Origin of the sequence: Anoxybacillus andreesenii, from assembly GCF_030813005.1 — a bacterium.
Lineage (GTDB): Bacteria > Bacillota > Bacilli > Bacillales > Cytobacillaceae > Robertmurraya > Robertmurraya andreesenii.
Genome location: NZ_JAUSTU010000007.1, coordinates 44,856 through 71,227, shown reverse-complemented (window position 1 = coordinate 71,227; position 26,372 = coordinate 44,856). Strand labels below are relative to the sequence as shown.

26 protein-coding genes and 1 pseudogene are annotated in these 26,372 nt (G+C 40.9%); 4 read left to right on the top strand and 23 right to left on the bottom strand.

Annotated features, from left to right (window positions below; translation table 11 throughout):
* Window positions 1-10 precede the first annotated feature (10 nt).
* A complete protein-coding gene (gene recQ, locus J2S07_RS08940; protein WP_307150085.1) occupies window positions 11-2,128 on the bottom strand; it encodes a DNA helicase RecQ in 2,118 nt (705 codons plus the stop codon).
* Between the two features lie 112 nt (window positions 2,129-2,240).
* Window positions 2,241-3,035: an HAD family hydrolase gene (locus J2S07_RS08935; RefSeq protein ID WP_307150084.1), complete on the bottom strand. Its 795-nt coding sequence runs from the start codon at window positions 3,033-3,035 to the stop codon at window positions 2,241-2,243.
* 142 nt (window positions 3,036-3,177) lie between these two features.
* On the opposite strand from J2S07_RS08935, the gene J2S07_RS08930 reads away from it, so the two are divergent.
* Entirely contained in the window at window positions 3,178-4,392 is a 1,215-nt protein-coding gene (locus tag J2S07_RS08930; protein ID WP_307150083.1) for an MFS transporter, read from the top strand.
* Window positions 4,393-4,430: 38 nt separating this feature from the next.
* On the opposite strand, the gene J2S07_RS08925 is transcribed toward J2S07_RS08930, so the two are convergent.
* Genes J2S07_RS08925 through nagA form a run of 4 tightly spaced genes read right to left on the bottom strand, consistent with a single transcriptional unit; the run spans window position 4,431 to window position 7,690 of the window.
* On the bottom strand, window positions 4,431-4,976 hold the full coding sequence (locus J2S07_RS08925; RefSeq protein WP_307150082.1) for an SIS domain-containing protein: 546 nt from the start codon (window positions 4,974-4,976) through the stop codon (window positions 4,431-4,433).
* A gap of 18 nt (window positions 4,977-4,994) precedes the next feature.
* Window positions 4,995-5,723, bottom strand: a complete 729-nt coding sequence (locus tag J2S07_RS08920; RefSeq protein ID WP_307150081.1) for a GntR family transcriptional regulator — start codon at window positions 5,721-5,723, stop codon at window positions 4,995-4,997.
* 49 nt (window positions 5,724-5,772) lie between these two features.
* Window positions 5,773-6,495 carry a glucosamine-6-phosphate deaminase gene (nagB, locus tag J2S07_RS08915; protein ID WP_307150080.1) on the bottom strand — a complete coding sequence of 241 codons (723 nt, stop codon included), beginning with the start codon at window positions 6,493-6,495 and terminating at the stop codon, window positions 5,773-5,775.
* Between the two features lies 1 nt (window position 6,496).
* Window positions 6,497-7,690, bottom strand: coding sequence for an N-acetylglucosamine-6-phosphate deacetylase (gene nagA, locus J2S07_RS08910; protein WP_307150079.1), 1,194 nt, complete (start codon window positions 7,688-7,690; stop codon window positions 6,497-6,499).
* Between the two features lie 295 nt (window positions 7,691-7,985).
* Here nagA and nagE point away from each other — a divergent pair.
* Both nagE and J2S07_RS08900 read left to right on the top strand, forming a co-directional pair.
* A pseudogene (gene nagE / locus J2S07_RS08905) lies at window positions 7,986-9,347 on the top strand (N-acetylglucosamine-specific PTS transporter subunit IIBC); the annotation flags it as partial.
* On the top strand, window positions 9,336-9,869 hold the full coding sequence (locus tag J2S07_RS08900) for a PTS sugar transporter subunit IIA (RefSeq protein WP_307150171.1): 534 nt from the start codon (window positions 9,336-9,338) through the stop codon (window positions 9,867-9,869). The pseudogene nagE and the gene J2S07_RS08900, both read left to right, overlap by 12 nt.
* A 33-nt stretch (window positions 9,870-9,902) precedes the next feature.
* Here J2S07_RS08900 and J2S07_RS08895 read toward each other — a convergent pair whose 3' ends face one another.
* The 13 genes from J2S07_RS08895 to J2S07_RS08835 all read right to left on the bottom strand — a co-directional run bounded on the left by J2S07_RS08895 (window position 9,903) and on the right by J2S07_RS08835 (window position 21,049).
* A complete protein-coding gene (locus J2S07_RS08895) occupies window positions 9,903-10,328 on the bottom strand; it encodes a LytA/YqiH family protein (protein ID WP_307150078.1) in 426 nt (141 codons plus the stop codon).
* 143 nt (window positions 10,329-10,471) lie between these two features.
* Window positions 10,472-11,194 carry an amino acid ABC transporter ATP-binding protein gene (locus J2S07_RS08890; RefSeq protein WP_307150077.1) on the bottom strand — a complete coding sequence of 241 codons (723 nt, stop codon included), beginning with the start codon at window positions 11,192-11,194 and terminating at the stop codon, window positions 10,472-10,474.
* On the bottom strand, window positions 11,191-11,847 hold the full coding sequence (locus J2S07_RS08885; protein WP_307150076.1) for an amino acid ABC transporter permease: 657 nt from the start codon (window positions 11,845-11,847) through the stop codon (window positions 11,191-11,193). The genes J2S07_RS08890 and J2S07_RS08885 overlap by 4 nt, the downstream gene beginning before the upstream one ends.
* Window positions 11,848-11,925: 78 nt before the next feature.
* A complete protein-coding gene (locus J2S07_RS08880) occupies window positions 11,926-12,747 on the bottom strand; it encodes a basic amino acid ABC transporter substrate-binding protein (RefSeq protein WP_307150075.1) in 822 nt (273 codons plus the stop codon).
* A 175-nt stretch (window positions 12,748-12,922) separates the two neighbouring features.
* Entirely contained in the window at window positions 12,923-13,732 is an 810-nt protein-coding gene (locus J2S07_RS08875; protein WP_307150074.1) for a formate/nitrite transporter family protein, read from the bottom strand.
* 182 nt (window positions 13,733-13,914) lie between these two features.
* Complete coding sequence (locus J2S07_RS08870; protein WP_307150073.1) at window positions 13,915-14,727, bottom strand: basic amino acid ABC transporter substrate-binding protein; 813 nt, start codon at window positions 14,725-14,727, stop codon at window positions 13,915-13,917.
* Between the two features lie 163 nt (window positions 14,728-14,890).
* Complete coding sequence (menC, locus tag J2S07_RS08865; RefSeq protein WP_307150072.1) at window positions 14,891-16,021, bottom strand: o-succinylbenzoate synthase; 1,131 nt, start codon at window positions 16,019-16,021, stop codon at window positions 14,891-14,893.
* A gap of 141 nt (window positions 16,022-16,162) precedes the next feature.
* Entirely contained in the window at window positions 16,163-16,651 is a 489-nt protein-coding gene (locus J2S07_RS08860; RefSeq protein WP_307150071.1) for a hypothetical protein, read from the bottom strand.
* A gap of 243 nt (window positions 16,652-16,894) precedes the next feature.
* Window positions 16,895-18,121: an ABC transporter permease gene (locus J2S07_RS08855; RefSeq protein ID WP_307150070.1), complete on the bottom strand. Its 1,227-nt coding sequence runs from the start codon at window positions 18,119-18,121 to the stop codon at window positions 16,895-16,897.
* Window positions 18,111-19,043 carry an ABC transporter ATP-binding protein gene (locus J2S07_RS08850; protein ID WP_307150069.1) on the bottom strand — a complete coding sequence of 311 codons (933 nt, stop codon included), beginning with the start codon at window positions 19,041-19,043 and terminating at the stop codon, window positions 18,111-18,113. Before J2S07_RS08850 ends, J2S07_RS08855 begins: the two co-directional genes overlap by 11 nt.
* 2 nt (window positions 19,044-19,045) lie before the next feature.
* Window positions 19,046-19,909, bottom strand: a complete 864-nt coding sequence (locus J2S07_RS08845; RefSeq protein ID WP_307150068.1) for an ATP-binding cassette domain-containing protein — start codon at window positions 19,907-19,909, stop codon at window positions 19,046-19,048.
* Window positions 19,906-20,304 carry a GntR family transcriptional regulator gene (locus tag J2S07_RS08840; RefSeq protein WP_307150067.1) on the bottom strand — a complete coding sequence of 133 codons (399 nt, stop codon included), beginning with the start codon at window positions 20,302-20,304 and terminating at the stop codon, window positions 19,906-19,908. The genes J2S07_RS08845 and J2S07_RS08840 overlap by 4 nt, the downstream gene beginning before the upstream one ends.
* Before the next feature lie 19 nt (window positions 20,305-20,323).
* Complete coding sequence (locus tag J2S07_RS08835) at window positions 20,324-21,049, bottom strand: hypothetical protein (protein ID WP_307150066.1); 726 nt, start codon at window positions 21,047-21,049, stop codon at window positions 20,324-20,326.
* 171 nt (window positions 21,050-21,220) lie between these two features.
* On the opposite strand from J2S07_RS08835, the gene J2S07_RS08830 reads away from it, so the two are divergent.
* Window positions 21,221-21,727: a hypothetical protein gene (locus tag J2S07_RS08830; RefSeq protein ID WP_307150065.1), complete on the top strand. Its 507-nt coding sequence runs from the start codon at window positions 21,221-21,223 to the stop codon at window positions 21,725-21,727.
* Between the two features lie 215 nt (window positions 21,728-21,942).
* Here the strand turns inward: J2S07_RS08830 and J2S07_RS08825 are convergent, their stop codons facing one another.
* From J2S07_RS08825 to J2S07_RS08810, 4 genes are all read right to left on the bottom strand, one after another.
* Window positions 21,943-23,325, bottom strand: a complete 1,383-nt coding sequence (locus tag J2S07_RS08825) for a YjiH family protein (RefSeq protein ID WP_307150064.1) — start codon at window positions 23,323-23,325, stop codon at window positions 21,943-21,945.
* A 307-nt stretch (window positions 23,326-23,632) separates the two neighbouring features.
* Window positions 23,633-23,863, bottom strand: coding sequence for an excisionase family DNA-binding protein (locus J2S07_RS08820; RefSeq protein ID WP_307150063.1), 231 nt, complete (start codon window positions 23,861-23,863; stop codon window positions 23,633-23,635).
* 114 nt (window positions 23,864-23,977) lie between these two features.
* Window positions 23,978-25,141, bottom strand: coding sequence for a pyridoxal-phosphate-dependent aminotransferase family protein (locus J2S07_RS08815; RefSeq protein ID WP_307150062.1), 1,164 nt, complete (start codon window positions 25,139-25,141; stop codon window positions 23,978-23,980).
* Window positions 25,142-25,287: 146 nt separating this feature from the next.
* The gene (locus J2S07_RS08810; protein ID WP_307150061.1) at window positions 25,288-26,259 is read right to left on the bottom strand and encodes a VanW family protein; all 972 of its coding nucleotides are present in this window, start codon (window positions 26,257-26,259) and stop codon (window positions 25,288-25,290) included.
* Window positions 26,260-26,372 lie beyond the last annotated feature (113 nt).

The following is a 26,372-nucleotide window of genomic DNA, read 5'->3' as shown; positions in this document are numbered from 1 at the left end:
GCCCAACATCCTAGGACGTTGAGCGTAAGTATGCTTTTATCATAAGATACGTAATTTCATTCGGGAGCTGCTCCTTAATCGGCTTGAGCTTTTCCCGGCCCACCTCTTCGACCGCTTTCTGGATCATGGGCATATATGAACTCGGAATAATTTCTTCTATGTCAATGTCGAGCCCTTGTGCCATACATTGCATAATATGATTTTCAATGGTGCTTATGGCCATCTCTCTTTTTTTGGCTATTTCGGGAACCGTCAAGCCTTCTTTAAAAAGCTCGAACGTGATCAGATGAGAATTTTTCTCGAGTTTTTTTGATTTTTGAGTTGAAGTCTTCATTACTGGTTTGCCGCTTAATCGTTCCGGGTTGGCCTTGCAAAAGTTCTCAATCACACTAAGAAAAACAGCTCCGTATTTCTCGAGCTTCAGCTCCCCTACTCCATTCACGTTCAGAAATTCCTCGCTCGTCATTGGAAGCTTGATACACATATCCTTTAAGGTCGCATCAGAAAAAATCACAAAAGGTGGTACCTGCTCTTGTTCTGCGATGGTCTTTCGTACCGCTCGAAGCTCTTCAAAGAGCGGGTCACGATTCGAAACCTCTTTGACCTCAATGATTTCCTTTCGAAAGACGAGCTTTTTTCCAAGCAGAACCTCTTTTCCTGAAGGAGCAACAAAAATCGTCGGATAGGCTCCTTGCTCAACCCCAATTAAATCCTGGGAAATGAGGAATTCGATGAACTCACTGACCTCCTTTGCACTCTTTTCTTTGAGAATGGCGTAGGTAGGCAGCTGATCAAAGCCAAATTCGATGATTTTTCGATCCTTGGAGCCGGTCAAAACCTTTGCGACTGCGGTTTTTCCAAAACGCTGCCCCATCCGGATAATGCAGGATAAAACCATTTGTGCCTCTTTCGTAACATCCACACTGGAACGAGCATCCGTACAATTCCCGCAACGGCCGCAGGAGGTATGGTTGGTTTCTCCAAAATATTCAAGGATAAAGCTTTGCAAACAGCTTTCTGTATGGCAGTAATCCACCATTGATTGCAGCTTGTCCAGTTCCTGTGAAATCCTTGAACGATCGGCAGACTGGTCAATTAGATAACGTTGCACCTGCACATCCTGTGAAGAATATAGCAGAATGCATTCACTTGGCAACCCATCGCGGCCCGCACGGCCTGCCTCTTGATAATAGCTCTCCATATTCTTAGGAAGCTGATAATGGATACAATAGCGGATATTTGATTTATCGATCCCCATTCCGAAGGCGGATGTGGCCACCATTACCGTCGTTTCATCTCGAAGGAATTTTTCCTGCTCGTGCTTGCGATCGTTATCGCTCATTCCTGCATGGTAGCGGCCAACGGAAACGCCTTCTTTTTGTAGCCTTTCAAAAAGCTGATCGACCGTCTTTCGGGTTGCCGCATAGACAATACCGCCTTCCTGTTCATTCTTTTTCACAAAGCTTCGTAAAAAAGCATCCCGATCCTGACCCTTGATAACCTGGAAGGATAGATTCTCCCTTTCAAAGCCTGTGATCACCTTATTCTCTTCGGGAATATGCAAGGAACGGCAAATATCCTCGCGCACCTTTGGTGTGGCAGTGGCAGTTAAAGCCATGACGATTGGCGGTCTCGAAAGCTTATCGGCCATTTTTTGAATTTGTAGATAGCTCGGACGGAAATCATGGCCCCACTGGGAGATACAATGGGCTTCATCGATAGCAATGAGTGGGATATTGAGCTGTTTAATGGTTTCGACAAACTCCTGGGATTCAAGTCGTTCCGGGGCGATATACAAAAGCTTGTACCTCCCATGCATGGCTTCGTTCAACCGCTCATTAGCCTCTTGTATGCTCAAGGAGCTATTAATGAAAGTTGCTTCAATTCCAACCTGGAGGAGCGAATCCACTTGGTCCTTCATTAGTGAAATGAGCGGCGAAATGACAAGAGTTGTTCCCGACAGAACCAGTGCAGGAATTTGGTAACAAATCGATTTCCCACCGCCCGTCGGCATGATACAAACCGTATTTTTTCCTTCTAAAACAGAAAGAATGGCTTCTTCCTGCCCCTTTCTGAAAGAAGAATAGCCAAAATGGGCTCGTAATAGCTCTCTAGCTTGTTGTAGCATCAGTAGCACCTCACTTTTTTTAGGATATCTGCGTTTTTTTAGATATATCGGTCAAACTGAGAATATATCGGTCATTATCGAAAAATATCGGTCACTTTTACAGTTATATCGGTCAAACTTCCAATTTCAATGTTTCCAGCACCCCGAATAGCTCATCCAGCCTCTTAATCTCAAAATCTGGGACGACCATAGTCCGTTCCTTATCATGTCGGTTAATCCAGACCGATTTCATTCCAGCTCGCGAAGCTCCGAGAATATCCGTCATTAGATTATCCCCAACCATGATCGCCTCGTCCTTCTCGATGCCCATTTGATTCATAGCATGTTCAAAGATCGCTGGATCTGGTTTGCCCCGCCCAAAGGCTCCCGATATGACGATATGATCAAAATAAGGAGCAATCTCTGGAGTCATCGTTAGTTTCGTATTTTGTAAATCTGGTGAACCGTTTGTAAGTAGCAACAGCTTATAATCTCCTTTAAGCTTATCAAGCACCGCAAAGGTATCTTCGTAGACAAATGGGTGCTTCTGTCTTTCCTGAGGAAATCGTTCTGCAAGTTCGGCACCAAATTGTGGATCATCTATCCCAAGTGCTTGTAAACCATTTGTCCACGCATCCTTACGGTAGGCCGGGACAATTGCCTTCATTTTTCGGAAATTGTCCTCCTCATCTAAGAAATTCCCCCAAAGCCCCTCGAATGGATTGATACCGATCATTTGTGTAAAGGGGTACGTTTCGTAAGAGGAATAAAGCTCACGTGCCGCCGAACGAACCGCATGCTCTAGTTTTTCCGGATCTATTCCGTATTTCTTCTTTGCCACCAAGCATGTAGCCGAGAATGCCTCCTTGACACTTCGCTCATCCCAGAGTAATGTATCATCTAAATCAAAAAATACCGCTTTTATCATGGCTCTCCCCCACACTTTTTTCCTTTAAGATTACTAGGAATTGCTCAAATAGTAAATCCTGCGTTTTGTTTGTTTTAATTTTTAAATCAGGTATGATAATATTTAGGGAAACGAAATTTCTCGTTGAGAAAGAAGTGTTACTATGATCGAGCAGAAAACAGCAAAGCGAAATCTGATGATCATGTGGTTTGCCAACTTTTTTATCTCAGGCAGCATGACGATGGTTCTTCCATTTATCTCATTATACATTGAGACATTCGGGGATTTTTCAGAAAAGTATGTCCAAAATTGGTCAGGACTTATCTTCGGGGTCACCTTTGTTACCGCCTTTCTTTTTTCACCCATCTGGGGAAGAATTGGCGATCAATTTGGTCGCAAAAAAATCCTCATCTTTTCGGCTTTTGGAATGGCTGTATCGATTTTGTTAATGGGATTTGTTCACTCGGTATGGCAGTTGTTTTTCCTTAGGTTATTCATGGGGATATTTGCAGGATTCATTTCGATGTCCCAAGCCTTCATATCCACGCAAACTCCCAAGAAGATTGCCGGGCAGGTACTTGGAACGCTTCAAACCGGCAGCATTACCGGACAGTTGATCGGACCTTTACTTGGCGGTGTATTGGCAGACTCCTTTGGCTATTCAGCCACCTTTAAATGGACCTCCATAGCCATTTTTATCTCGGCCATGCTTGTATTTGCCACAAAGGAATATAAAATGGAGGATATTAAGGGAACCAAGACCTCCTACACAACAAAAGAAGTTTTTAAGCATATTGCGAGACACCCGCTATTATTGAACGTATTGCTTATCTCAACAGTCATTCAAATTGCCCATTTTAGCATTCAGCCCATTCTCTCCCTTTATGTTAGTGAATTGCATGGAACGGAAAATCTCGCCTTCTATTCTGGAATTGCCTTTTCTGCGGCGGGACTGGGAAATTTAATCATGGCTAGAAGATGGGGAAAAATAGCCGACTCCTTTGGTTATATCAAGATCCTCATTGCACTCTTATTGGTCGCTGCGATTGTATATTTACCAGGGGCTTTTGTTACAAATATTTGGCAGCTTGTTCTGATCCGTTTTGCGATTGGAATCACCATTGGAGGAATCGTTCCTGTTCGCGTTGCTTATATTCGTCAGGAGGCACCGATTGCGATGCAAGGAGAAGTGCTAGGCTACAACACAAGCCTTCGCTTCCTAGGGAATGTGATTGGACCAGTGATGGGGGGCTTTGTCGCAGGTGCATTCGGCATTTCATCTGTGTTCTTTATTACAAGTGGGTTATTGCTGGTCAGCGGTCTTCTTCTATATTTGGCCAAACAAAGAAATCCACAGCTTGTCAAACGTTCCGCATAAAGGCTACCATCACGGGTAGCCTTTTTAACTAGCGTAAATTAATCTTCTAGCATTGGAATCCTGCCTTTATAATGTGTAACTAATCTTCTATTATGCTCTTCTGCACCATCTACATTACCGCTTTTCAAAACGGGAGGATTGATTCCCTTATCAACCATAATATTAATCGTCTCAACCATGATTCCATTAACGATCGCTGTACCAATTACAGTCGAGCCGGAGCCAAAGGGAACATCGAGGGAAGGATGCTCCATAAGTGTATCCCCAACCTTCGGTTGTATCGTCATATTCGCCATAACTACCTCAGCGAAATCATCATCCTTTTCTAACTGTGAAGAGCGAACAGCCCCTTTATGAAGCATCAAATCCTCGATCAAGATAGGACTGATCGGTGCTAACCCGCCGGCACGGTAAAACAGTTCTTCAGCTAGCAAATGCGAATGTCCACAGCCAAACACATGAACAATGCCATCCTCTTGAATACAGGACGAAATCATTTGTGCGGCTTTTTGAATACTGTCCTTTTCATCCTTTTCAACAGTATCTAATAAATCTTTTAGCGCATGAAAATATTGTTTGAACATGCTAAGAACCTCCCACTTTTAGCGATTCAGTTGAATCATAAATTTATAGCGGTCTGCTCGATAAGATGATTTTACTAATTCAACAGGTGTCCCGTCTTTTAAGAACGTGTTTCGTTGAATGAGCATCACAGGTGCACCTGGTTGAATCTGTAAATACTTTGCTTCAAGTTCACTGGCAATGGAGGATTCAATCACCTGTGTAGCATGACTAATCTTCATACCTAACTGCTCCTGAATAAAAGAATAGAGGGACTGATTAACGATCTTCTCAGTAAGACCTTTGATAAAATTGGCTGATATATAATTCGTTTCTAAAGCCATTGGCATATGATCCGCTAGGCGAATGCGTTTTATTTCATATACAGGCCCATACTCTTGAATTCCTAATTGCTTTGCAATCAGACTTGTTGCTGGAATAATTTCAAAAGAAACTAACTGGCTCCCTGGCTTCATTCCTCTTGCTTCCATATCCTCTGTAAAGCTTGTCAAGCCTTGAAGAGCCTGTTCGATTTTTGGCTTTCGCTCAGCCACAAAGGTTCCCTTTCCCTGGATTCGATGCAAATATCCCTCATTTACTAACTGAGTGAAAGCTTGCCTAACAGTCATTCGACTAATTTGAAACATTTCTGCATATTCTCTTTCTGCGGGAAGAACATCACCAGGCTTTAGTTCACCTTTTTCAATTAATTCCTTAATGGTTTCTCCAAGCTGATAATAAATAGGAATAGGGGAATTCTTCTTAATCATGCTCCACAACTAGCATCCTTTCTTTTAAAACTACAAAGTAAACCAACTATTATTTTCCGATGGCAGCGTTATCTGCAATAATTGTAACACAAGGATGATTTCTTAGCGCAGAAGCAGGGAAGTTTTCGTTCACCTCACCGTGCAGAAGGTTGGAGAGAGCCTCTCTTTTGCTTTGACCAGAAATAAGAAGGAGGATTTCCTTGCTTTTCATAATGGTGGCAATCCCCATTGTAATCGCCTTCGTTGGCACTTCAGCAAGACTGGAGAAATATCTTGCATTTGCCTCTCTTGTAGATTCAGCTAAATCAACTAGATGAGTGGCAGAGTCAAATGAAGTCCCCGGTTCATTAAAGCCGATATGACCATTCGTTCCAATTCCTAATAGTTGCAAATCAATGCCACCATGTTCCGCTATTAGCTTTTCATAATTGAGGCATTCTTGTTGCATATCAGGGGCATCGCCACGTGGAATATGGGTATTTGCCTGAACAACATCGATATGACTGAAAAGCTCTTCATTCATATAAAAACGATAGCTATTTCGATCATCTCCCGAGAGTCCAACGTACTCATCTAGATTGAAGGTTGTAACATTCTGATAGGAGGTACCGTTTTCCTTATGATCGGCTATTAAATTCTTATATGTCCCGACAGGTGTTCCTCCAGTAGCAAGACCGAGATTGAGTGTCTTTGCCTGACGAACTTTTTCAATGATATATCTTGCAGCCCGTTCGCTCATTTCTTCGTAATCTTTTACTTCGATCAAATTCATTTCAATTTTCCCCCTTTATATAGGCAAGCTTTCCTCGACAAAATGTCATAAAAACATCTAGATTTTCATCAAGGATGACGATGTCAGCGTCTTTGCCCTTGGCAATACTTCCTTTTCGGTCATAGAGATTCAATTGTTTGGCTGGGTTAGTGGAAACCATCTCAATGACATTCTCAAGTGAGCAGTCGGTATAGGCCATCATATTTTTTACAGCGTTTCCCAATTTTAATATACTTCCTGCAAGGGTTCCATCATGAAGAACTGCTTTTCCATCTTGGACTGTCACGTCTTGACCACCTAGATCATAGTGTCCATTTTTCAAACACTTGGCACGCATAGAATCTGTTATCAAAATCATTCGCTTGCTTCCTTTTTGCTTGTAAGCAAGCTGCACCATTTCTGGTCGAACATGAATTCCATCAACAATGATTTCAGTGATTAATTCATCACGCAAAAAAGCTGCTCCAACAACCCCAGGCTCTCGATGATGCAAACCCCTCATTTGATTAAACAAATGGGTGACATGATTGACTCCTACCTCGATTGCTTCATCGACCTCGTCAAATGTCGCATCGGAATGACCGATGGATGAGACGATCCCATTTTCCTTCAAATAACGAACCATCTCCAAACCACCTGGTTGTTCGGGTGCCAAAGTGACAATCCTAATTCTGTCTTGTGATAATGATTGCCATTTTTTGAAAACATCTAGGTTAGGGTCGATAATATGCTCAAGCGGCTGAGCACCTGCTCTCTTCTTATTTACAAATGGACCTTCCAGATGAATTCCCAGTATCTCTGCCTGTCCGGTCTCCTGCTCTCCACTCATGTACTCACCTACTTTTACGAGCGCCTTTTCGATTTCTGAAGGCTTTTGAGTTATCGTGGTCGCAAGAAAACTAGTTGTTCCTTCTCCAGGAAGTGTAGTTGACATGAGAGTAAGCGCCTCTGTTGTGGCATCCATTACATCGGCACCATTCACCCCATGAATATGTACGTCGATGAAGCCTGGCACGGCTTTATAGCCCGACGGAACTTCAACTACCTCAAATTGCTCTTCTTCTATTAACTCATCGATTGGGCCAAAGTCGACTATTTTTTGTTCTATTATCTTGATATATCCCGTTTCCACTTGTAATCCCTCTAAATAAATTTGACATCCCTTAAGCAAAATAGGTTTATTATTACCATTCATTGATCATTCATCCTTTCGTATAATTGTCCAAGCTTTTATTTTCTGCTAACGCTACTTTGCGAACATTTAATACTCTATGAGTTTTATCTTAGCATCCCCAAGGAATAGTTGTCTATACCAATTGATATGAGAAGTATTCTGGGAATATTACTACAAATATGTAAAGTGCTAGCTACTATTTATGTTAAATAAACTTAAAAAATGGTATAGACATCTATATTTAATGAATGATATGATATGCTGTTCAAAAAACCGCTTTCACATCATTACATTTTTTCAAAAGGAGAGAGCAGCTATGTTAGGTTTTTTACAACGAATTGGAAAATCATTAATGTTGCCGATCGCAGTACTACCTGCAGCGGGACTACTGCTTCGTTTCGGGCAACCAGATTTACTCGATATTGCCTTCATCGCAAAAGCAGGAGATGCAGTTTTTTCAAATTTAGCTTTGATTTTTGCAATTGGGGTTGCAATGGGGTTTGCAAAGGATAGTAACGGTGCCGCAGCACTAGCTGGTGCGATTGGTTATTTAGTATTAACGAATGGTGCTGGAGCTATAAACGAGGATATTAATATGGGGGTCCTTGGTGGAATTATCTCTGGTATCGTTGCCGGACTTTTATATAATCGCTATCATGATGTGAAGCTTCCTGAATGGCTCGGATTCTTTAGCGGTCGAAGATTTGTCCCAATTGTAACTTCGGTTTCAATGGTTATTATCGCAGGCATTGCCGGATTTGCATGGCCACCGGTTTAAGCGGCTATCGATGGACTGGGCAACTGGATTATTGGTTTAGGAGCCATCGGTTCTGGTCTGTTTGGATTCTTGAACCGTTTATTAATTCCTTTAGGTCTTCACCACGTATTAAACAGTCTGTTCTGGTTTGAGTTTGGAGAATATGCAGGAAAATCTGGGGACATTGCCCGCTTCTTCGCTGGTGACCCAACAGCAGGGGCATATATGACCGGCTTCTTCCCTGTTATGATGTTTGGTCTTCCTTCAGCAGCTTTCGCGATCATTGCTGCCGCAAAACCCGAAAAGAGAAAAGCTGTATCAGGTATGTTTATCGGTCTAGCTTTGACCTCTTTCCTCACAGGAATTACTGAGCCGATTGAATTTTCATTCATGTTCATTACTCCATTACTATATGGTGTACATGCCATCTTGACAGGACTTTCGTTATGGCTTACCTCCATTCTTGGAATTCGCGATGGATTTACATTCTCAGCTGGGGGAATTGACTATTTACTGAATTTTAACATTGCCGAAAAGCCTTTGTTATTATTATTGATTGGCTTAGTCTATGCCGTGATTTATTTTGTGGTTTTCTATGCACTAATAAAAGCTTTGAATTTAAAGACACCTGGCCGTGAGGATGATGTCGAAGAAGTAAAAGAAGATTTATTTGTTGCTGGAAATAACAAATATGAACAAATGGCCAACTATTTTATCCATGATATTGGTGGAAAGGATAATATTACGGTCATAGACAACTGTGCTACTCGCCTTCGCCTAAATGTGAAGGATATGGACAAGGTGGACGATTCTTCCTTAAAAGCACACGGTGCCAAAGGAGTAATGAAATTAAATAAGACAAACCTTCAAATTATCGTTGGAACGGAAGTGGAATTCGTTGCTGACGCGATGAAGAGATTAGATGGAAAAGGTGCAAATCTACCTACTGCCCCTGAAATGACAGCTCCTTCTGCGCAAGCGGGATTAACATCATTAAGCAGCAATGACTTTGTGATGCCGATTGAAGGACAAATCATTCCTATTACAGATGTGGAGGATCCCGTCTTTTCACAAAAAATGATGGGGGATGGTTTCGCTATTATTCCAACAAAAGGATCAGTCGTCTCTCCAGTTGATGGAGAAATCTTGAATGTCTTCCCAACAAAGCATGCAATTGGCATTAAGTCTGTACAGGGTTATGAAATCCTCATTCATGTTGGTTTAGACACGGTGAAGTTAAATGGAGAAGGCTTTACTGCTCTTGTCAAAGATGGAGATAAAGTCTCAAAAGGACAGGAAATTCTAAAATTTGATATGGAGTTTATTAAGAATTCTGCTCCTTCCATCGTTACACCTGTCATTTTTACAAACTTAACGAAGTTGAACCTGAACAAACAAGGTAGTGTAAAGCAAGGCGATAGCGGGGTATTATCGATAGAATAAAGAGGGAAAAACTCGCCATATTGGCGAGTTTTTCTATTTTACTTCAATATCCGTTAGTATATTTTGACCTTCTTTGTTTTTGTAGTATTCAATAATAACATGTGCATTTTCTTCGATGGCTCCAAAATCTACATCCTTAACCTCTGAAGTTCGTAAAACGATCGTTTCAAATTCGGTGTTGACCTCGATAGAATTATTATCGATCATTCCAACGAAAGCAGCTTCTTCTCGAATCTTCTCAACGTCTGTCTCAGTAGCTTGTTCCTTTTCTACTTCCTCTTCTTTGTCTGCATCCGTGTCCGTGTCTTCTACTCCCTCGTCTTCATTATCCTTTACGGCTTCGCTAGACCCATTTCCTTCGTCTGACCCATTTACCTTCTTATCTGTATCTGCCGTTCCACAAGCAGTCATCATAAGTAAAGCAATTGCAGTTAGAAGCATTAATAATTGTTTTTTCATTTTTTTATCACCTCATCCTTTTAGACGTGTCCTCTTTCAGAAAGTTACAGCAATATTTTGCCCAAGAAAAAAACCAAATACACATAATGTACTCGGTCCCATAAGAACAATACTAGTGCTAGATAGTCTTCTGCTATTATCTTTTATAGCACCTTGCTCAAAAAAGCTTTGGTTCGTTCGTGCCGTGGGTTATCAAACAACTCATTCGGTACGTTCTCTTCAACAATATAACCACCATCCATGAAAAGAACCCGATCCCCAACCTCGCGGGCAAAGCCCATTTCATGGGTCACGACAACCATCGTCATTCCTTCCCGGGCTAACTGCTTCATAACCTCTAGAACCTCACCGACCATCTCTGGGTCCAACGCCGAAGTGGGTTCATCAAAGAGCATAATTTTCGGCTGCATGGCAAGGGCCCGGGCGATCGCCACACGCTGTTTCTGCCCACCAGATAAGGAATCAGGATAGGCATTGGCTTTATCCTCAAGACCCACTTTTCTTAAAAGCTCTAGCGCTTTTTCCTTCGCCTTGCTTACTTCGACCTTCTTCACCTTTAACGGAGAAAGCATAATATTTTCTAACACCGTTTTATGTGGAAATAGATTAAATTGCTGGAATACCATACCCACTTCCGTTCTAATCTTATTGATGTCCGTTTTTTTATCCGTAATATCTACACCCTCTATTAGAACATGCCCAGCTGTAATTGTTTCTAAGAGATTTAGGCATCGAAGAAATGTCGATTTGCCAGACCCTGATGGCCCAATCACAACGACAACCTCCTGCTGCTTAATATGGGCATTAATATCCTTTAACACCTCATTAGCACCAAACGACTTTTTCAATTTTTCTACTTTAATCATTCTGTTGCTAACCTCTTTTCTAGACGGCTTAATAGGAAGCTAATTGTTAATGTTAAAATAAAATAGATGACCGCTGCCGTTAAGTAAGGCTCCCATACTCTATAATATTTACCTTGCATTGCACGACCCCAGTACATGATTTCTGGAACAGTAACTAGCGCCGTGATCGCCGATTCCTTCAATAGAACAATAAACTCATTTCCAAGCGGTGGAATCATTCTCTTAAAGGCTTGTGGTAAAATGACGTGTCGCATGGCTTGAGTATGTGTCATGCCTAAAGAGCGAGCCGCTTCCATTTGACCACGATCAATTGATTGAATCCCCGCACGGAAAATCTCTGCAATATAAGCTGCCGAATTTAAGGATAGACCTATAATACCAGCGGCAATCCCATTTGTCGTTCCAATAATCGCTGGAACCACCCCAAAGTGAATGATAAAAATTTGCACAATAAATGGAGTGCCACGGAAAAAGGAAATGTAAAGGAGAAATGGAAAGGCGAGAAGTTTATTTTTCATCATCTTCCCAAGACCGATCAATAACCCGAGCGCCGTTCCAAATATAACTCCTAATAGGGAAATACCTATTGTATATAATGTACCTCTTAAAAAGAAAGGTAAATATTCCATAATTAAGTCAAACCTGAAATCCATATCTTTACTTCACCTCTCCTGAAAAAAAATTGCGTAACTCTTTTTAACGGTTACGCAATTTTGAGTAAGAACCTATCTCTAGCTTTGAGCTTTAAGAGCATCAATATCTGGTTCTTCTCCAAACCATTTCTTATATATTTCGACATATTTTCCATTTTCAAATAATGTGTTGATCGCTTCATTAAATTCTTCCACTAGCTTGCTACCCTTAGGGAACAACAATCCGTAAAATTCCTGTTCAAAGCTGTCATCCGTGATAATGATTAATTTTTGTTCTGCATTATTTTTAACATACTCATCAACTACTGGCTTATCTGCAATAACGGCATCCGCTCCATTGCTCAATAGCTCCTGAATAGCAATTGGCGTTGTCTCAAACGGCCTGATGTCCTTGTGATTTTCGCCTAGAATTGAAGCTGCAATCTCATGACCAGTCGTATCTATTTGAACTGCGACAACTTTATCCTTTAGATCTGCACCGCTCTTAATTTCGCTTCCTTCTGGAACTAGAATCTCATTCGTTGAAAGATAGTAAGGAACCGAAAAATCATATGTTTGCTTTCGTTCGTCTGTTATCGTGATAGAGGAAATTGCCAAGTCGGCATTTTTACCGTCAATCTCCACAAAAAGTGGTTCCCAGCCTACATGGTCAATTTTCAATTCATAGCCGGCTTCCTCGGCTACCGCTCTGGCAAAATCAATATCAAAGCCAAGTATTTTGTCCCCATCCATATACTCCATTGGTGAATAAGCTGCATCTGTTACGAGTCTAAGAGTTTTCTTTTCATCGCCTCCAGATTTACCAGAGTCCTTCGATCCTGTTTCACTAGTACCACATGCAGAAAGGAGTAGCACAAAACCCAAAATCAAAACTAAACCCAACTTTGATAGCCTTTTCACTCATTTTCCCCCTCTAAATATTATTAATTTTAAAATTTTCTATAAATTCTGATATAACATCATTATACTTTCGATATTTTGTTCCTGCAACAAGAAATCTATGAACAAACTACTATATCAAAATTTACTGACATCCTATTTTATGAGGGAGAATGGATGATCATGCTATCACTCGCTAGCTGACCTTTTGTTTGTGTATTTTCGGTTCACGCTCGTGCTTCTTTGATTGAAAAGCAATCCAATAAAGCATAGCAACAAAAATGGCTCCTCCAAACAAGTTCCCAAAAAATACAGGAACAAAATTTCTCAAATAATCCAGCCAGCTCAAGTATCCGGCAAAAATCGCTGCAGGGATAACAAACATATTAGCGACAACGTGCTGAAATCCAATTGCAACGAAGGTCATGGTCGGAAACCAAATTCCAATGATCTTTCCAGATACATTATCCGAACCATAGCAAAGCCAAACTGCCAAGGCTACGAGCCAGTTACAGCCAATTCCGGATATAAACATTTGGAGAAAGGTTCCATCTAGTTTATGCTCTGCGATGGATAGCATTTTCCCGAGGAAAGGACCAGTTTCCGTAAGACCAAGAACATGCCCAAAGAAATAGGCAACAAAGATTGCTCCAATAAAATTACTTATAGTGATAAGGATGATATTATGAATCAATTGCTTTGTCTGAATTTTGCCAGCTAGCCGGGCCATCGGCACTGCCATCATATTTCCTGTGAGCAACTCTCCACCAGCAATAAGGGTTAAAATTAACCCAATTGGGAAGACGGAGGCCCCTAGAATCGTCGATAATCCAGCAAGTTCTTCTGATAATGGGGCTGTAACTCGAATATAGAGTAAATAGCCAAGAGAGATAAAAACTCCTGCCTGAAATCCTAGAATAAGTGATTTTATAAATGGATAACTAGCCTTCTTCTCTCCATAACCTATCGTGATTTCTGAAATTTCTTCTGGCTTGAAATAAGACATCTAAATTCTTTCCTTCCAATCAAATTATTTATGTGATTTAATTCACATATCCTCATTGTAGGGGAAATTATTCAGAATGTCAGTGAACATTTTTAGTATGTTTTATGAAGAGCTTCCACAATCGATGGCTATTTTTGGGGAGAATTGCGCAACTTCTTTTGTGTCACGCAATTCCCTATTCATTATTGCTGTGCCTTCAAATCGTCAATATCTGGATCTTTTCCAAACCATTTTTGATAAATCTCTGCAAACTTTCCATTATCCATGAGTTTATTAACTGCTTCATCAAATTTGGTCTTAAGCTCGCTCCCTTTAGGGAACATAATGCCAAGATAATCCTTTGTGAATGCTGCTTCGTCTCCAATCACTGCTAGGTTTTGATCTGGATTATTAGTTATATACCCCTCAAGAACTGGTTTATCCGCAATTACTGCATCAGCACCACCATTCATGAGTTCTAGAATGGCTAAGTTAATATCTTCGAATTTCTTAATATCTTTGCTGTTTTCCCCTAAAATCGCCTCAGCTGCTTCTTGTCCAGTCGTTCCGTTTTGAACAGAAATGACTTTATCTTTTAGATCTTCGACGCTTTTAATATCACTACCTTTGGGTACTAAAATCATATTCGATGATGCATAGTATGGGACAGAAAAGTCATAGCCTTCTTTTCTTTCATCTGTAATCGTAATAGCCGCAACAGCTAGATCTGCAATCTTATCTGTAACTTCTACAAACATGGATTCCCAACCAGTATGCTCTACCTTTACCTCATAGCCCGCTTCCTTTGCTACTGCCTTAATCAAGTCAACATCAAAACCTACCACTTTGTCCCCTTCCATATATTCCATTGGAGCATAGGCGGCGTTTGTTACAACCTTAAGTGTCTTTTTCTCGTCTCCACCGGCATTACTACCTGCTTCCTTTGTGCCACATGCTGATAGAATCATGGCAAGGGCAAAAATCATTAAAAAGCTCAGTTTTGTTATTTTTTTCATGATTTTTTTCTTCCTTTCTTGTTTTTGTTACCGATATGATATGTTTGTAATTATACTTATATATGATTATTTATGCAATATATTTTTTAAAAATATTATTAATCTATGATAATAGTGTATATATATGAATACGGACTAATAAAAAAGAACGATAGATAATTCTCTACCGCTCTCTTCTAAATATCCGTCTATCTATTCGGTATTCCTCTAATACCTGCCAATTAATGTTATATCCGATCCCCGGCCCAGTTGGTACTTTGATCATACCATGGTCCATTGTAACCTCTGGCTCAATAATATCCTTTTGCCAATATCGATTTGAGGCCGAGGTGTCCCCTGGTAAAATGAATTGGTCTAGCGTCGTCACCGCAATGTTATGGGCTCTTCCAATTCCTGCCTCGAGCATTCCACCACACCAGACGGGGATTTCATGTTTTTTACAATAATCATTAATTTTTTTTGTTTCCGTTAATCCGCCGACCCTACCAATTTTGACATTGATGATTTTGCAGCTGCCTAATTCAACCGCCATTCTCACATCGTCTAGTGAATAGATGCTTTCATCGAGGCAGATAGGTGTTTGCAGCTCCTTTTGTAGCCTCGCATGCTCGATGATGTCGGCATGGCCTAATGGTTGTTCAATCATTAACAGCTTAAATTCATCAAATCTTCTCAAATATTCCTTGTCCTCTAATGTATAGGCTGAATTAGCATCAACCATTAAGGGAATATGAGGAAATTCCCTCCTTACCTCTCTTAGCACATCTATGTCGTGATTGGGCTTGATTTTTATCTTGATTCGCTTATACCCTTCCAAAAGAGATTTTTCGATGACTTGAAGTAAATCTTTTGTGGATGGCTGAATCCCAATGCTAATTCCGACTTCAATTTCCCGCTTCGTTCCCCCTAAGCAATGGGCAAGAGATTGGTTCTGCCGCCTCGCATAGAGATCCCACACAGCCCCTTCTAGCGCCGCCTTTGCCATATTGTTTCTTCTTATAACAGAAAACCGAGCAGATACCTCATCGGGATGGTTAATCGGAGCTTGAAATAGCAAAGGAATAAGGAAATCTACCATCATATGTTCAGTTGTCTTGACGGTTTCCTCCGTATACCACGGACTAACGAAGGCCACTGATTCGCCGTATCCACGGATACCATCCTCATCGATCATCTCGATGACAAAAAACTCCTTATCTTGCATGGTTCCAAAACTAGTGGAGAATGGACTTTTTAATTGCATTTTTAGGTGGTGTAGGATGATTTGTTGGACTTGGATTGGACTAACTGACATATTGAAACTCTCCTGTTCTCAATAGGATTTTACTTTATTTTGCTAATGAATGCCTTGGCGATCGTTCAATAATGATTGTAAATGTCCACAAAAAATTCTAGCAAAAATAAAATGATTAAAAGCACTGAGCTACCCAGTGCTTTAATTTTTCTTCAGTATATACAATTCTTTTTCTAATGAAAAAACCTTCTCGCTCAAAAAGGAAAGTTCATTCGAATGGTGTTCAATAATTGCGTTGCTGGTTTGCTTTGTTAATAAATCAAGTTTGTCATTTATTTCTTTAAATCCTATATATGTCTCTTGGTGCAAGTTACCAAGTGTAGTCTTCATTTCCTTTGTTTCATGTTGTAAATCACTGATGGCCGTTTTCATTTCCTTTGTTTCATGTTGCAAATCACTAATGGCCGTTTTCATTCCATTTGTTTCATGCTGCAAATCACTAATAGCAGTTTTCATTCCATTTGTTTCATGTTGCAAATCACTAATGGCCGTTTTCATTCCATTTGTTTCATGTTGTAAATCACTGATGGCCGTTTTCATACCCGTTAATTCTTCTTGTAAGGATTTTTGTCCTTTGTCTAAATGATCAAGTTTAGTCAAAATTAGTTCTAACACTTTTTGGTTGTCCATCCGGTTCACCGCCCCAATTTTTATTATATATGTTAACCATGTTTTTTCCAATGCTTTTACAAAAGCAGGAATTAATTTTGAAAAGCTGGGTGAGTACCGATTACTGAACTTGTCCTCATTCCCAAACGACTATTTGGAATTGCAAGTTTCAGCTGAACAGAGTAAAAATGCACTTAGAATAGCTCGATTCTAAGTGCAAGTTAGCAATAATCCTATCTTTAAAAAAATACTATCAGTACTAAGCTACTGCCGTAGCCACTTCCATATTTCCTGTGGAGTTGCATTTTTTCCGTACATCAAAATACCTGTCTTAAATATTTTCCCGGCAAGCTTCATAAATAACCAAATGCTAAGGGCAAGAACAACAAGGGAAATGATAATTTCCATCCATGGCCATTCCTCTAATGCAGAAAGTCGAACAAGTAATATGGCCGGCGAGGTAATTGGAAAATAAGATGCAATCTTTGCAATCATACCGCTCGGATCGGCGATGACCGGCCCGATGATGGCAGCTGGTAAAAACGGTAGCATCATGACCATTCCCTGAAAATTACTCGTGGCTGTCATGTCTTCTACTGTTGCTCCAATCCCCACAAAAATCGCCGCAAATAGAAGATAACCTGCAATGGCAATCAGGAGCAACAATAGAGTCTCAGGAACTAGAAGATACTCCATCACCGGAAAATCAAAGCGCCACATGATGATCGGAATGGCGAACAACAGCCACACAAACACCTGGACAATCCCTAGGCCGAAATAACCTATAATTTTCCCATTCATAAGCTCTTCTGGTGTCAACGATGAGAGGACAATTTCAGCTACCTTTTCCTTCTTTTCCTGGGAGGCGCTTTGGAAGATCATCATTCCTGTAATGACAATCGAAAAGAGAATGACTCCTGCAAATACACCAGGGACCAAACGTTTGAATGGATCGCTTTCTCCACTCCCCTCATCCCCTTTCTGGCTAGATTCTGGATGGGGAATTTCCGCCTCTTCCATGATCACTCCTTTGGCAATCAAGCTTATCTCTTCCTCTGATAAATCAAGGCGGGTAAGCTGCAGCTGACGCAATGGCTCCTCAAGGAACCTTGTTTCATGAACAAAATCACCGTCCACATCTTCACTAATATAGACAGGGATTTTTCCGTCGTTTAATGATTGTTCAGTTAAAGAAATATATGCCACATTTTCTTTTCCTTCAAGAAAGCTAGGATTTTCCTCCTTTGTCGCCTTCACATTCCACTCTAGCTCTTTCAACTGTGGTAGCTTTTCCATCTCATTCCACACGTGAAGGTCATCAAAGATATAAACGGTTGGCGGCTCTGGTTCACTATCAAATTTTTCTAGCAATGAAGGTAGAGTCGCAAATACTAAGAATAGAATCGGTGTTAAAAAGAGTGAAATGATAAAAGATTTATTCTTCATATTCTTCTTCATTTCCCATTTCGCAACCTTCAAACTATTTCGCATATAATTCACTCTCCTTCGTCAACATATTTTTTCCTGTCGCAATCCCGATAAAAATTTCGTGGAGAGAGGTGCGGTCTATTGATAATTCCTCAATTTGAAGCCCCTCTGGCAGTTGTTTTAACCACTGCGGAATGACCACATCGCCTGTTAAATAAAGAATCGATTGATCGCCGTCCTGCTCCACACGCTCTACCATTGCCATCTGTTCAAGTTTACTTGGGTCATTGTTTCCTTTTATCGTACATTTAAAATTCGCATATTCCTTTTTCACTTCATCCATCGTTCCGTAAATAATCTTCTGCCCTTGATGAATCATGAATAATCGATCACATAACTCTTCTACTAGATTCATTTGATGAGAAGATAATAGAATGGCCGTGCCCTTATTAGCTAGATCCTTGATTTCCTTCTTAAATAGCTCCTGACTAACTGGGTCAAGACCTGAAAAGGGTTCATCCAAAATAAGCAGCTCTGGCTCATGAATAATCGATGAGATAAATTGAACCTTCTGTGCCATTCCCTTTGATAATTCTTCAATGGTCACCTTTTCCTTGCCCTTTAAATCAAATTTCTCGAGATACTCAAGTGCACGCTTCCTTGCTTTTTCAAGTGGATAATCCTTCAGCTCGGCAAAATAGAGGAGAATATCCATAATTTTAACCCCTTTGTACAGGCCCCTTTCCTCCGGCAGATACCCGATTTTGTGACGGGGTACTCCTTTTGACGAATGAAACGTAATGCTCCCTTCATCTGGATACATGATGCCCATGATATTTCTAATCGTCGTCGACTTTCCCGCCCCATTGGGACCAAGGATAGCCATAATTTCTCCTTTTTTCACATGAAAGGAGATGTTCTTAATAATCTGTTTGTTTTTGAAGGACTTGCCAAGGCCTTCAACGGTTAAAATCGCTTCACCCATTCCTACACTCCCTCTCTACTCCCTATCATCATTGAAATAATCTCTTCTAATTCTAACCTTCTTGAGTCTGTCCATCTGATCCCTTTTTCAAGGAAAAATTGCTCAGTCTTCACAGGCTGATTCGTGACGATAATCCTCCCATTTTTCCGTGCAACTTCCCCTGGAACTGCATCAGGCAACACAACCTCAAGCCAATAGCGCTTATAATTCTGAGTGAGCTCATCCTTCGCTGCATGAGCGAGGATTTTCCCCTCTTGAAATACAACAATAAAATCAGCAAGCTTGCGAATATCTTCAACCTGATGGCTGACAAGAATCATCGTCTTCTCCCCACGCTCCATCCAAGTGGCAAGCTCATCCTGAACCAATTGCTTGCTATGAATATCCATATGTGCCGTCGGTTCATCCAAGAGGAGAATATCCGTATCTCTTGGTAGTGATAACACAAAATTCAATTGCTGCTGCACCCCTGGGGACAGGCTCCCATATGGTTTATCGAGCGGGATCTTAAAAACTTCCACAAGACGAATAAATAACTCCTCATCCCAGGTTGGATATAAGCTTGATATCAGTTTTTTTAATTCACGGCCATTAAATGCATTACAGCCTAAAAGGACCTGGGGCTGATACGCAATCTTTGTTTTCCATTCCTCGCTTGAGCTAGAAACGGGTTGCCCCTCTAAAAATATTTCGCCTCGATCACGTTTCGCTAGATTCATCAATAGCTTGGCAAACGTGCTTTTCCCTGCTCCATTTTTCCCTACAAGAGCAGTAATGGTTCCTGGCTCAAAATCAAGATCTACCGGTCCTATCTCAAAGTCGTCAATTTGTTTGAGTAGTCCTTTGACTTCAACTCCCCTTTTCATTGTCCGTCCTCCCTCTTTAACCGGATCATAACCTGCTGAAATACCTGTTCAACTTCCTCTATTGTATAGTCATGCCTGAGGGCTGTTTCTACCGCCTTTTCTATCGCACCCAAGACTGTCTCCATTTTCATGCGGTCCTTTCTTTTCTTATCCACTTCCGCAACAAACGTGCCTTTTCCTTGTATCGTTTCAATAAAGCCTTGATATTCAAGATCTTGATAAGCACGTCTTGTTGTGATGACGCTTACCTCCAAATCCTTGGATAGTGCCCGGATGGAAGGCAAAGGGGAGCCTGCTTGCAGCTGTCCACTAGCGATTAGAGCCTTAATTTGCCCTTCAATTTGATGATATATCGGCTCCCGTGATTCCTTTGACAATCGAATCGGAAGTTCCATTTGGACCCCTCCATCAGCATTATTTTAAATAATCTATTTTTGCCATTTTTTTATAGGCATAATTCACATAATAGCGGTATCCTATGATTGCGGTGATAATAGAAACTACCGTAGAAACAAGCGGCCACTCTTTTGCAAGAATGATCGTCCAAGCAACAAGCCCAAAACCGAAAGCTATATGAAAAATAACTAACATAATCATCAAGGCAAAGAAAAGAAGGATTGCCTGCACAATCGATTTTTGTAATGTAATATGATCCCCAGCATCCACTGCAGGAAATGCTCCACCAACACAAATACCATATGCCATCCAAATGACAGAAAAAATGAAATAGGCTGCTGGTGACATGGTTGCCCGTATGTCACTAGAAAATACATATAAGGAAATGAGCAGAAGAATTTGAAAGGGAATGGCATAGGTAAAATAAACGATAAATCGACTGCCCGCCAGCACTTCCTTTTTGATAGGTAGCTGGCTCAAGGTGATAAACAGCGGAGACCCCCAGGTCCTCTCATCAATCTTCTGATACTGAAATTCCTTTGGCTTCATCCAAACAGGAGAAAACCCAAAGGCAATAAGGAAAAATACATCCATTCCTACAAAGCTCTTCTGTAAATAACTTGACAGCATGGATACAAATAGGATGGTTGACGCCAGCAACATAATGGCAAAGTACAACAAGCTCATTTTTGATTTCCTTAATTCAAACCAAGCAAGTGAAGACGCTTGTTTCCAAGTGTTCATTCTGCGAGTCAGCTCCTTCTAACTGTTATACTGTTTATATCTATATATACACTATATAACACTCTATATATTCTTGCAACCCCACATTTTCAACAGAGATCTTTGTCATCCATTTGTCATGAAACAATTGGCTTATCCCCTTCATACATTAAGATCAATGGAGGTGGAGCATTGAAAAAGTTAATAATTTTCCCTGTTCTTTTGTTCACACTGTTTCTTTCGGGATGCTTTGCGGATCCGGTGCAAGAGGAATTGCTGGTCTACTTAAATGAAGAACTTCCAGCTATTACGAATTTGGAGGAGGACGCCATTGCCGCTTATGAAAGTGCCACAGGCGCCAATTATACATCCGATCTTGATCTATATGATGTGCTTTCACTTGATGTGATTCCGACCTACCAACAATTTACTGATAAACTTGAAGCGATTCGTTTGAAAACAGATGAGGTTAGGGGTGTTCATGAAATTTATATTGAGGGGGCCAATCTCCAGTACAATGCCTTCAATAAAATTATCAGCGCTCTTGAGGAACAAGATCGGGGAATGATTGAGGAAGCGAACACCATGCTGGATGAAGCAAGAAAATTACTTAGAGATTTTGATCATGGGATTGAAAAACTAGCGGAAGAACATAATATCGAGTTATCCGAAAACTTTGATCCCGGAACAACCGATTGAGAAGCAGCTACTTTACGGATAAACTGAATTTTTAAGATGATTATATACAAAAGGGACTGTCTATTAAGTCCTTTTTGGAGTAAAATCATATAAAATTGAAAGGCAGAAACGTTGTTAAATCAACATTTCTGCCTTTTACTTTTTATTCAATTTTGGCTAGAAAACCACTCTTGCAAAAAAAAGACCGGCCCTCATGAAATAAGGGCAAGTCTTAATCAGAATAATATATGACCGACAACAGCTGCTATCGGCAATGTGATTAGTGTCCGAATAAGGAAAATCAGGATTAAATCCTTAATATTTAGCGGAAGCTTTGAGCCAAGTAAGAGTCCCCCAAGCTCGGACATATAAATGAGCTGTGTTACGGAAATACATGCAATTACAAAGCGTGTCAGCTCGCTCTCGATTCCACTTCCAATCACCGCCGGAAGGAACATGTCAGCAAAGCCAACGACCATCGTTTGTGCGGCAGAAGCAGCCTCTGGAATCTGCAAAAGAGCAAGAATTGGTTCAAATGGTTTTCCAAGAATCGCAAAGAACGGTGTGTAATCTGCAATAATAAGTGCCACCGTTCCAATTGTTATCACGGCTGGAAGAACGCCTAGCCACATGTCTAGCACATTTTGAAACCCTTCTTTTACCGTACCGGCTACACCTGAACTATTTCGAGCTTTTGTAAGAGCCTTTTGCAGCCCCCATTTAGCTGGTGTGATACCTGCCGGAATCGGTGTCTCAGCCTTTAACTCTACATTTTCATAGCCCGTGTCAGGTTTGCGTGACAATGGCGGGATTCTTGGCATAATAAGTGCAGCAACTAGACCAATAAAGAGGATCGTTAAATAATATGGAACAAAGTATTGAGATAAGTTGAGATAAGAAAGAATCGCAATCGAAAAAGTAATCGAAACGACTGAAAAGGTCGTCGCGATAACCGCTGCCTCTCTCTTTGTATAAAAGCCTTCCTCATACTGCTTGGTTGTTAGGATGACCCCAATCGTTCCATCTCCAACCCAGGAAGCAATACAATCCAGTGAGGAACGTCCTGGCAATGTAAAGACAGGTCTCATCACTTTCATAAGCAAGGCCCCAAAAAACTCCAGTAATCCAAAATTTAATAGTAGCGGTAATAGAAAGCCTGCTAGCAGGAATACAGAAAAAAGAATAGGAACTAAATTATATAAGAGCAATCCCCCTGTATCCTCTGAAGAAACCCAAGCTGGGCCTATTTCAGTTAGTGTAAGGATTGAAATCACCATTCCCATTACACGAACGATGAACCAGAACTTGTTTACAAAAAATAAATTTTTCAGAAAAGAACTCTCCATAATAAAGCTCGGTTTAAACAGAACGGCCATGATGGAACCTAATACAGATAGAGAAATGAGGATAACGGTTATAGTCGGAATTATTGTCTCTAAATGAGTGGTAATTTGACTCGCTATTAAGGCAACTGGAATCGTAATCTCACCATTCGCTTTCACAGGCACCATAAACAGTAATATCCCAATAATAGATGGGATGATGAATTTTAGAAAAATCATCATCGGAAATGGAGATTTTTCATGAGAGCTTTCCACAGTTTTTGAAAGACTATTCATAAGATGTATGCACCTCTTGTTAGTAGTATTATGATAGAAATTCAATCATTTATTCAAAAAAGGACTAAGTTGTTATACTTTTTATTGAATATCCCGAAAGAATATTAGTTTATTAGAATAATAATTCACCTGTTCCATCATAAAGGATATTCCGCATCGGCGCAAGCAAAATTCGAATAAAAAATAAGACAAGCTCATATTTATGCATAAACCAAACAAAAGTACCAGATACTGCCTAAAAAAACAGGCGGTACCTGGTACGCACCGTGGACATTTATGCTATTTTGTCCATCTGGTACGGACACTCTCAGTCTTCATCCTTGATATCGATATCCTCTGGGATAGGTTCGTTAAGAATTTCTTCTATTAATTCCTTATATTTTTCTACCTGCTTGAAGTGAGTATTAAATTGTTCTCTATTGATAAGATATTGCTCCCCATCAAAAAGAGCTCGGATTCGCTTCGATAGGATAAGAGCTCTCACGTCCACTTCAGAAATGGACAAATATTCTGCTGTTTCCTTTACCGTTAAATACACAAAAAAGCACCTCTACTTAACATTTGATTGATTTAGTTATTCAAGTTCCAATCACCCTAGATCATCAGAAAAGGAGAACCATCTCTAGATTCTCCCTCTCTTCTACCTATTCTATTAATTTCTAACAGTCAAAGCCTCTTCCTTGAACTTCTCAACTGCCTGATCGATGTCTACAGACAGCCCTTGTTCGTTCAATGTTTCCCCGATTAAGACAATCGCCTTTTCGAGCATTTCAACTGTTGTATTTCCCATATGGCCAATGCGAAAGGCTTTTCCAGCTAAATGGGCTAGGGCTCCCGCAACAATAAGTCCTTTCCCAGCAAGAGCAGAACGGAATTCCCCGTCATTAATTCCCTCCGGATAAAGAATGCAGCTTAAGGTTGCCGCTGCGATATCCTCATTCGCTAGCGCTTTCATACCATAGACAGAAAGTGCAGCTCTTACAGCTCGTCCATAAGCGGTGTGACGCTCATAGCGCGCAGCCATTCCTTCTTCAAGGACTAATCTCATTCCTTCATCATAAGCATAGATGAGATTTACTGGAGGCGTTGCAAAATATTTAGAAGGATCATGCATAATTGGTAACCAATTGTAAATATCACAATAATAGGCAGGGATCTTTTCTATTTTTTTGCGAGCCTCGAGAGCCGTTTGGTTAAAAGCAACCACTGCTAGGCCCGGCGGTACTCCAATTGCCTTTTGAGAACCCGTTAGGACGACATCAATTTTTCCATCACCATAGGCTTTACTCATGTCTTCTTCCATCGCTGCTGTGGCGCAAACTCCGTCAAGAATCACAAGTGCCCCATATTTCTTCACAACGGGAACTAGCACATCAAGGTTTGCTGCAACCCCAGTTGATGTATCAGCATGAGTAATGGTTACCGCCTTGTAGCCTCCTGTTGCCAGCTTCTCCTCTACAGCCTTCGGATCAACATGTGTTCCCCACTCTGCCTGTAGAACATCAATCTCAATACCAAATGCTTCTCCCAATTTGATAAAGCGATCTCCGAAATAGCCATGACTTATGACTAAAAGTTTCTCCCCTGCTGCAACCGTATTCACAAGTGCCATTTCCATCGCTATCGTTCCAGAGCCAGAAATAACAAATACTTCTCCATCTGTCTTAAACATTTCTCTTGTTTTTGCAATGGCATTTTTATAGATCTCAACAAATCGTGGGTCCGTATGACTTCTCGTTTCGCTCGCTAATGCGTCATAAATCGAATCGACGACCGGTGTCGGCCCAGGTATTAAAAGCATTTCCTTGTTACGCATAATCCCATCCTCCTCGGCTTTCTATTTCTTTAACCCTATTATACTATTTCTATCATAAACTTTACACTTGAGAACCAATATTTCTATTTAAGAAAGACCCAGGGAATTCCCTGAGCCTTTCTCATCCTGTTTGATCATATAAATTTCTACAGTTTTTCCGCATTGGCCTTCGAGGTTCTTATTTCAACAGTCAAGGATCCACCCTTCACATAGGCCTTTATTAAAAGTGGAACTTCCTTTTTATTCTTAAATCGAAAGTCCAATCCCCCATAAGAAACGGTCGCATCTCTTCCAGCAGGCACATAGCCGATGCTAAGCGAGTGGTGATGCCATTCCAGATACTCGACACCTACTTGATCAATCGCATTGAATAAAGTAGAAGATGTTTGGCACACCCCTCCACCTATCCCTTCCACAAGCTCTTTGTTGACGATTTCCATGGCCTTCTGATACCCGTTCGCTTGATCGCGCGGGCCTACCACTTCATTAAAAGAAAAATGATCCCCTACACCCAGTATTACATTATTAATCGCTGAAGCTGATATCTCAATATTCTTGGCTCTCCCAGTAACGCCACTATCAAAATAAGTCGTATAGGAAGCGACTACCACCTCGTCTAAATTTGCGACCTCTTCAGGATTATACTGGCTTTCTTTAACCTCTATCGGCAGCTCAACCGTTCCCCCAGTTTGAGTGGCATTCAATACCCTTTCAACCAATTCCGCTTCGTCCAGGATTACCATCGGCTTGCCTTTTATGATCTGCCCGTCTGGACCGATTCTGTCTTGAATCATTTTTTGGTCATAGCCGGTTGTTGAATCTGTTCCCCTTGCCAGTTCCTTTGCCCATTTTTCCAGCTCCGTTTTAAAGGCCTCATCATGAATATCCAGGTCCATCTCCCATGGAATAAAGGATTGGACAATTTCCTCTGTTTGCGGATCCACCACATCAATCACAACCGGGAGTGCCTTCTCCAAATCTCTTTCAACTTGTGCCACCTTATGAGGCAATGTCCCTATCTCTTTCTCCTGCTTCGTCGCTTCCACCTTCATACATCCAGAAAGCATCACGACAATAGCCACAACCATCAACAAACTGTTCCAATGAAGTTTCCCCATTTTTTCTCCCCATTATCTCTTTTTTATCTGTAGTTGATCTTATTGCCGCCTCATGCGTATGTGTTCACTAAGTTGCTCGTACCGAGCAAAACTCGTTCACCCATACACATGAG

Bases quoted from the DNA above. Each gene is read 5' to 3' on its own strand.
- recQ (WP_307150085.1), bottom strand. From the start codon at position 2,128: ATGCTACAACAAGCTAGAGAGCTATTACGAGCCCATTTTGGCTATTCT.
- J2S07_RS08935 (WP_307150084.1), bottom strand. From the start codon at position 3,035: ATGATAAAAGCGGTATTTTTTGATTTAGATGATACATTACTCTGGGAT.
- J2S07_RS08930 (WP_307150083.1), top strand. From the start codon at position 3,178: ATGATCGAGCAGAAAACAGCAAAGCGAAATCTGATGATCATGTGGTTT.
- J2S07_RS08925 (WP_307150082.1), bottom strand. From the start codon at position 4,976: ATGTTCAAACAATATTTTCATGCGCTAAAAGATTTATTAGATACTGTT.
- J2S07_RS08920 (WP_307150081.1), bottom strand. From the start codon at position 5,723: ATGATTAAGAAGAATTCCCCTATTCCTATTTATTATCAGCTTGGAGAA.
- nagB (WP_307150080.1), bottom strand. From the start codon at position 6,495: ATGAATTTGATCGAAGTAAAAGATTACGAAGAAATGAGCGAACGGGCT.
- nagA (WP_307150079.1), bottom strand. From the start codon at position 7,690: ATGAATGGTAATAATAAACCTATTTTGCTTAAGGGATGTCAAATTTAT.
- J2S07_RS08900 (WP_307150171.1), top strand. From the start codon at position 9,336: ATGAAGAGATTAGATGGAAAAGGTGCAAATCTACCTACTGCCCCTGAA.
- J2S07_RS08895 (WP_307150078.1), bottom strand. From the start codon at position 10,328: ATGAAAAAACAATTATTAATGCTTCTAACTGCAATTGCTTTACTTATG.
- J2S07_RS08890 (WP_307150077.1), bottom strand. From the start codon at position 11,194: ATGATTAAAGTAGAAAAATTGAAAAAGTCGTTTGGTGCTAATGAGGTG.
- J2S07_RS08885 (WP_307150076.1), bottom strand. From the start codon at position 11,847: ATGGATTTCAGGTTTGACTTAATTATGGAATATTTACCTTTCTTTTTA.
- J2S07_RS08875 (WP_307150074.1), bottom strand. From the start codon at position 13,732: ATGTCTTATTTCAAGCCAGAAGAAATTTCAGAAATCACGATAGGTTAT.
- J2S07_RS08870 (WP_307150073.1), bottom strand. From the start codon at position 14,727: ATGAAAAAAATAACAAAACTGAGCTTTTTAATGATTTTTGCCCTTGCC.
- menC (WP_307150072.1), bottom strand. From the start codon at position 16,021: ATGTCAGTTAGTCCAATCCAAGTCCAACAAATCATCCTACACCACCTA.
- J2S07_RS08860 (WP_307150071.1), bottom strand. From the start codon at position 16,651: ATGGACAACCAAAAAGTGTTAGAACTAATTTTGACTAAACTTGATCAT.
- J2S07_RS08855 (WP_307150070.1), bottom strand. From the start codon at position 18,121: ATGCGAAATAGTTTGAAGGTTGCGAAATGGGAAATGAAGAAGAATATG.
- J2S07_RS08850 (WP_307150069.1), bottom strand. From the start codon at position 19,043: ATGGGTGAAGCGATTTTAACCGTTGAAGGCCTTGGCAAGTCCTTCAAA.
- J2S07_RS08845 (WP_307150068.1), bottom strand. From the start codon at position 19,909: ATGAAAAGGGGAGTTGAAGTCAAAGGACTACTCAAACAAATTGACGAC.
- J2S07_RS08840 (WP_307150067.1), bottom strand. From the start codon at position 20,304: ATGGAACTTCCGATTCGATTGTCAAAGGAATCACGGGAGCCGATATAT.
- J2S07_RS08835 (WP_307150066.1), bottom strand. From the start codon at position 21,049: ATGAACACTTGGAAACAAGCGTCTTCACTTGCTTGGTTTGAATTAAGG.
- J2S07_RS08825 (WP_307150064.1), bottom strand. From the start codon at position 23,325: ATGAATAGTCTTTCAAAAACTGTGGAAAGCTCTCATGAAAAATCTCCA.
- J2S07_RS08815 (WP_307150062.1), bottom strand. From the start codon at position 25,141: ATGCGTAACAAGGAAATGCTTTTAATACCTGGGCCGACACCGGTCGTC.
- J2S07_RS08810 (WP_307150061.1), bottom strand. From the start codon at position 26,259: ATGGGGAAACTTCATTGGAACAGTTTGTTGATGGTTGTGGCTATTGTC.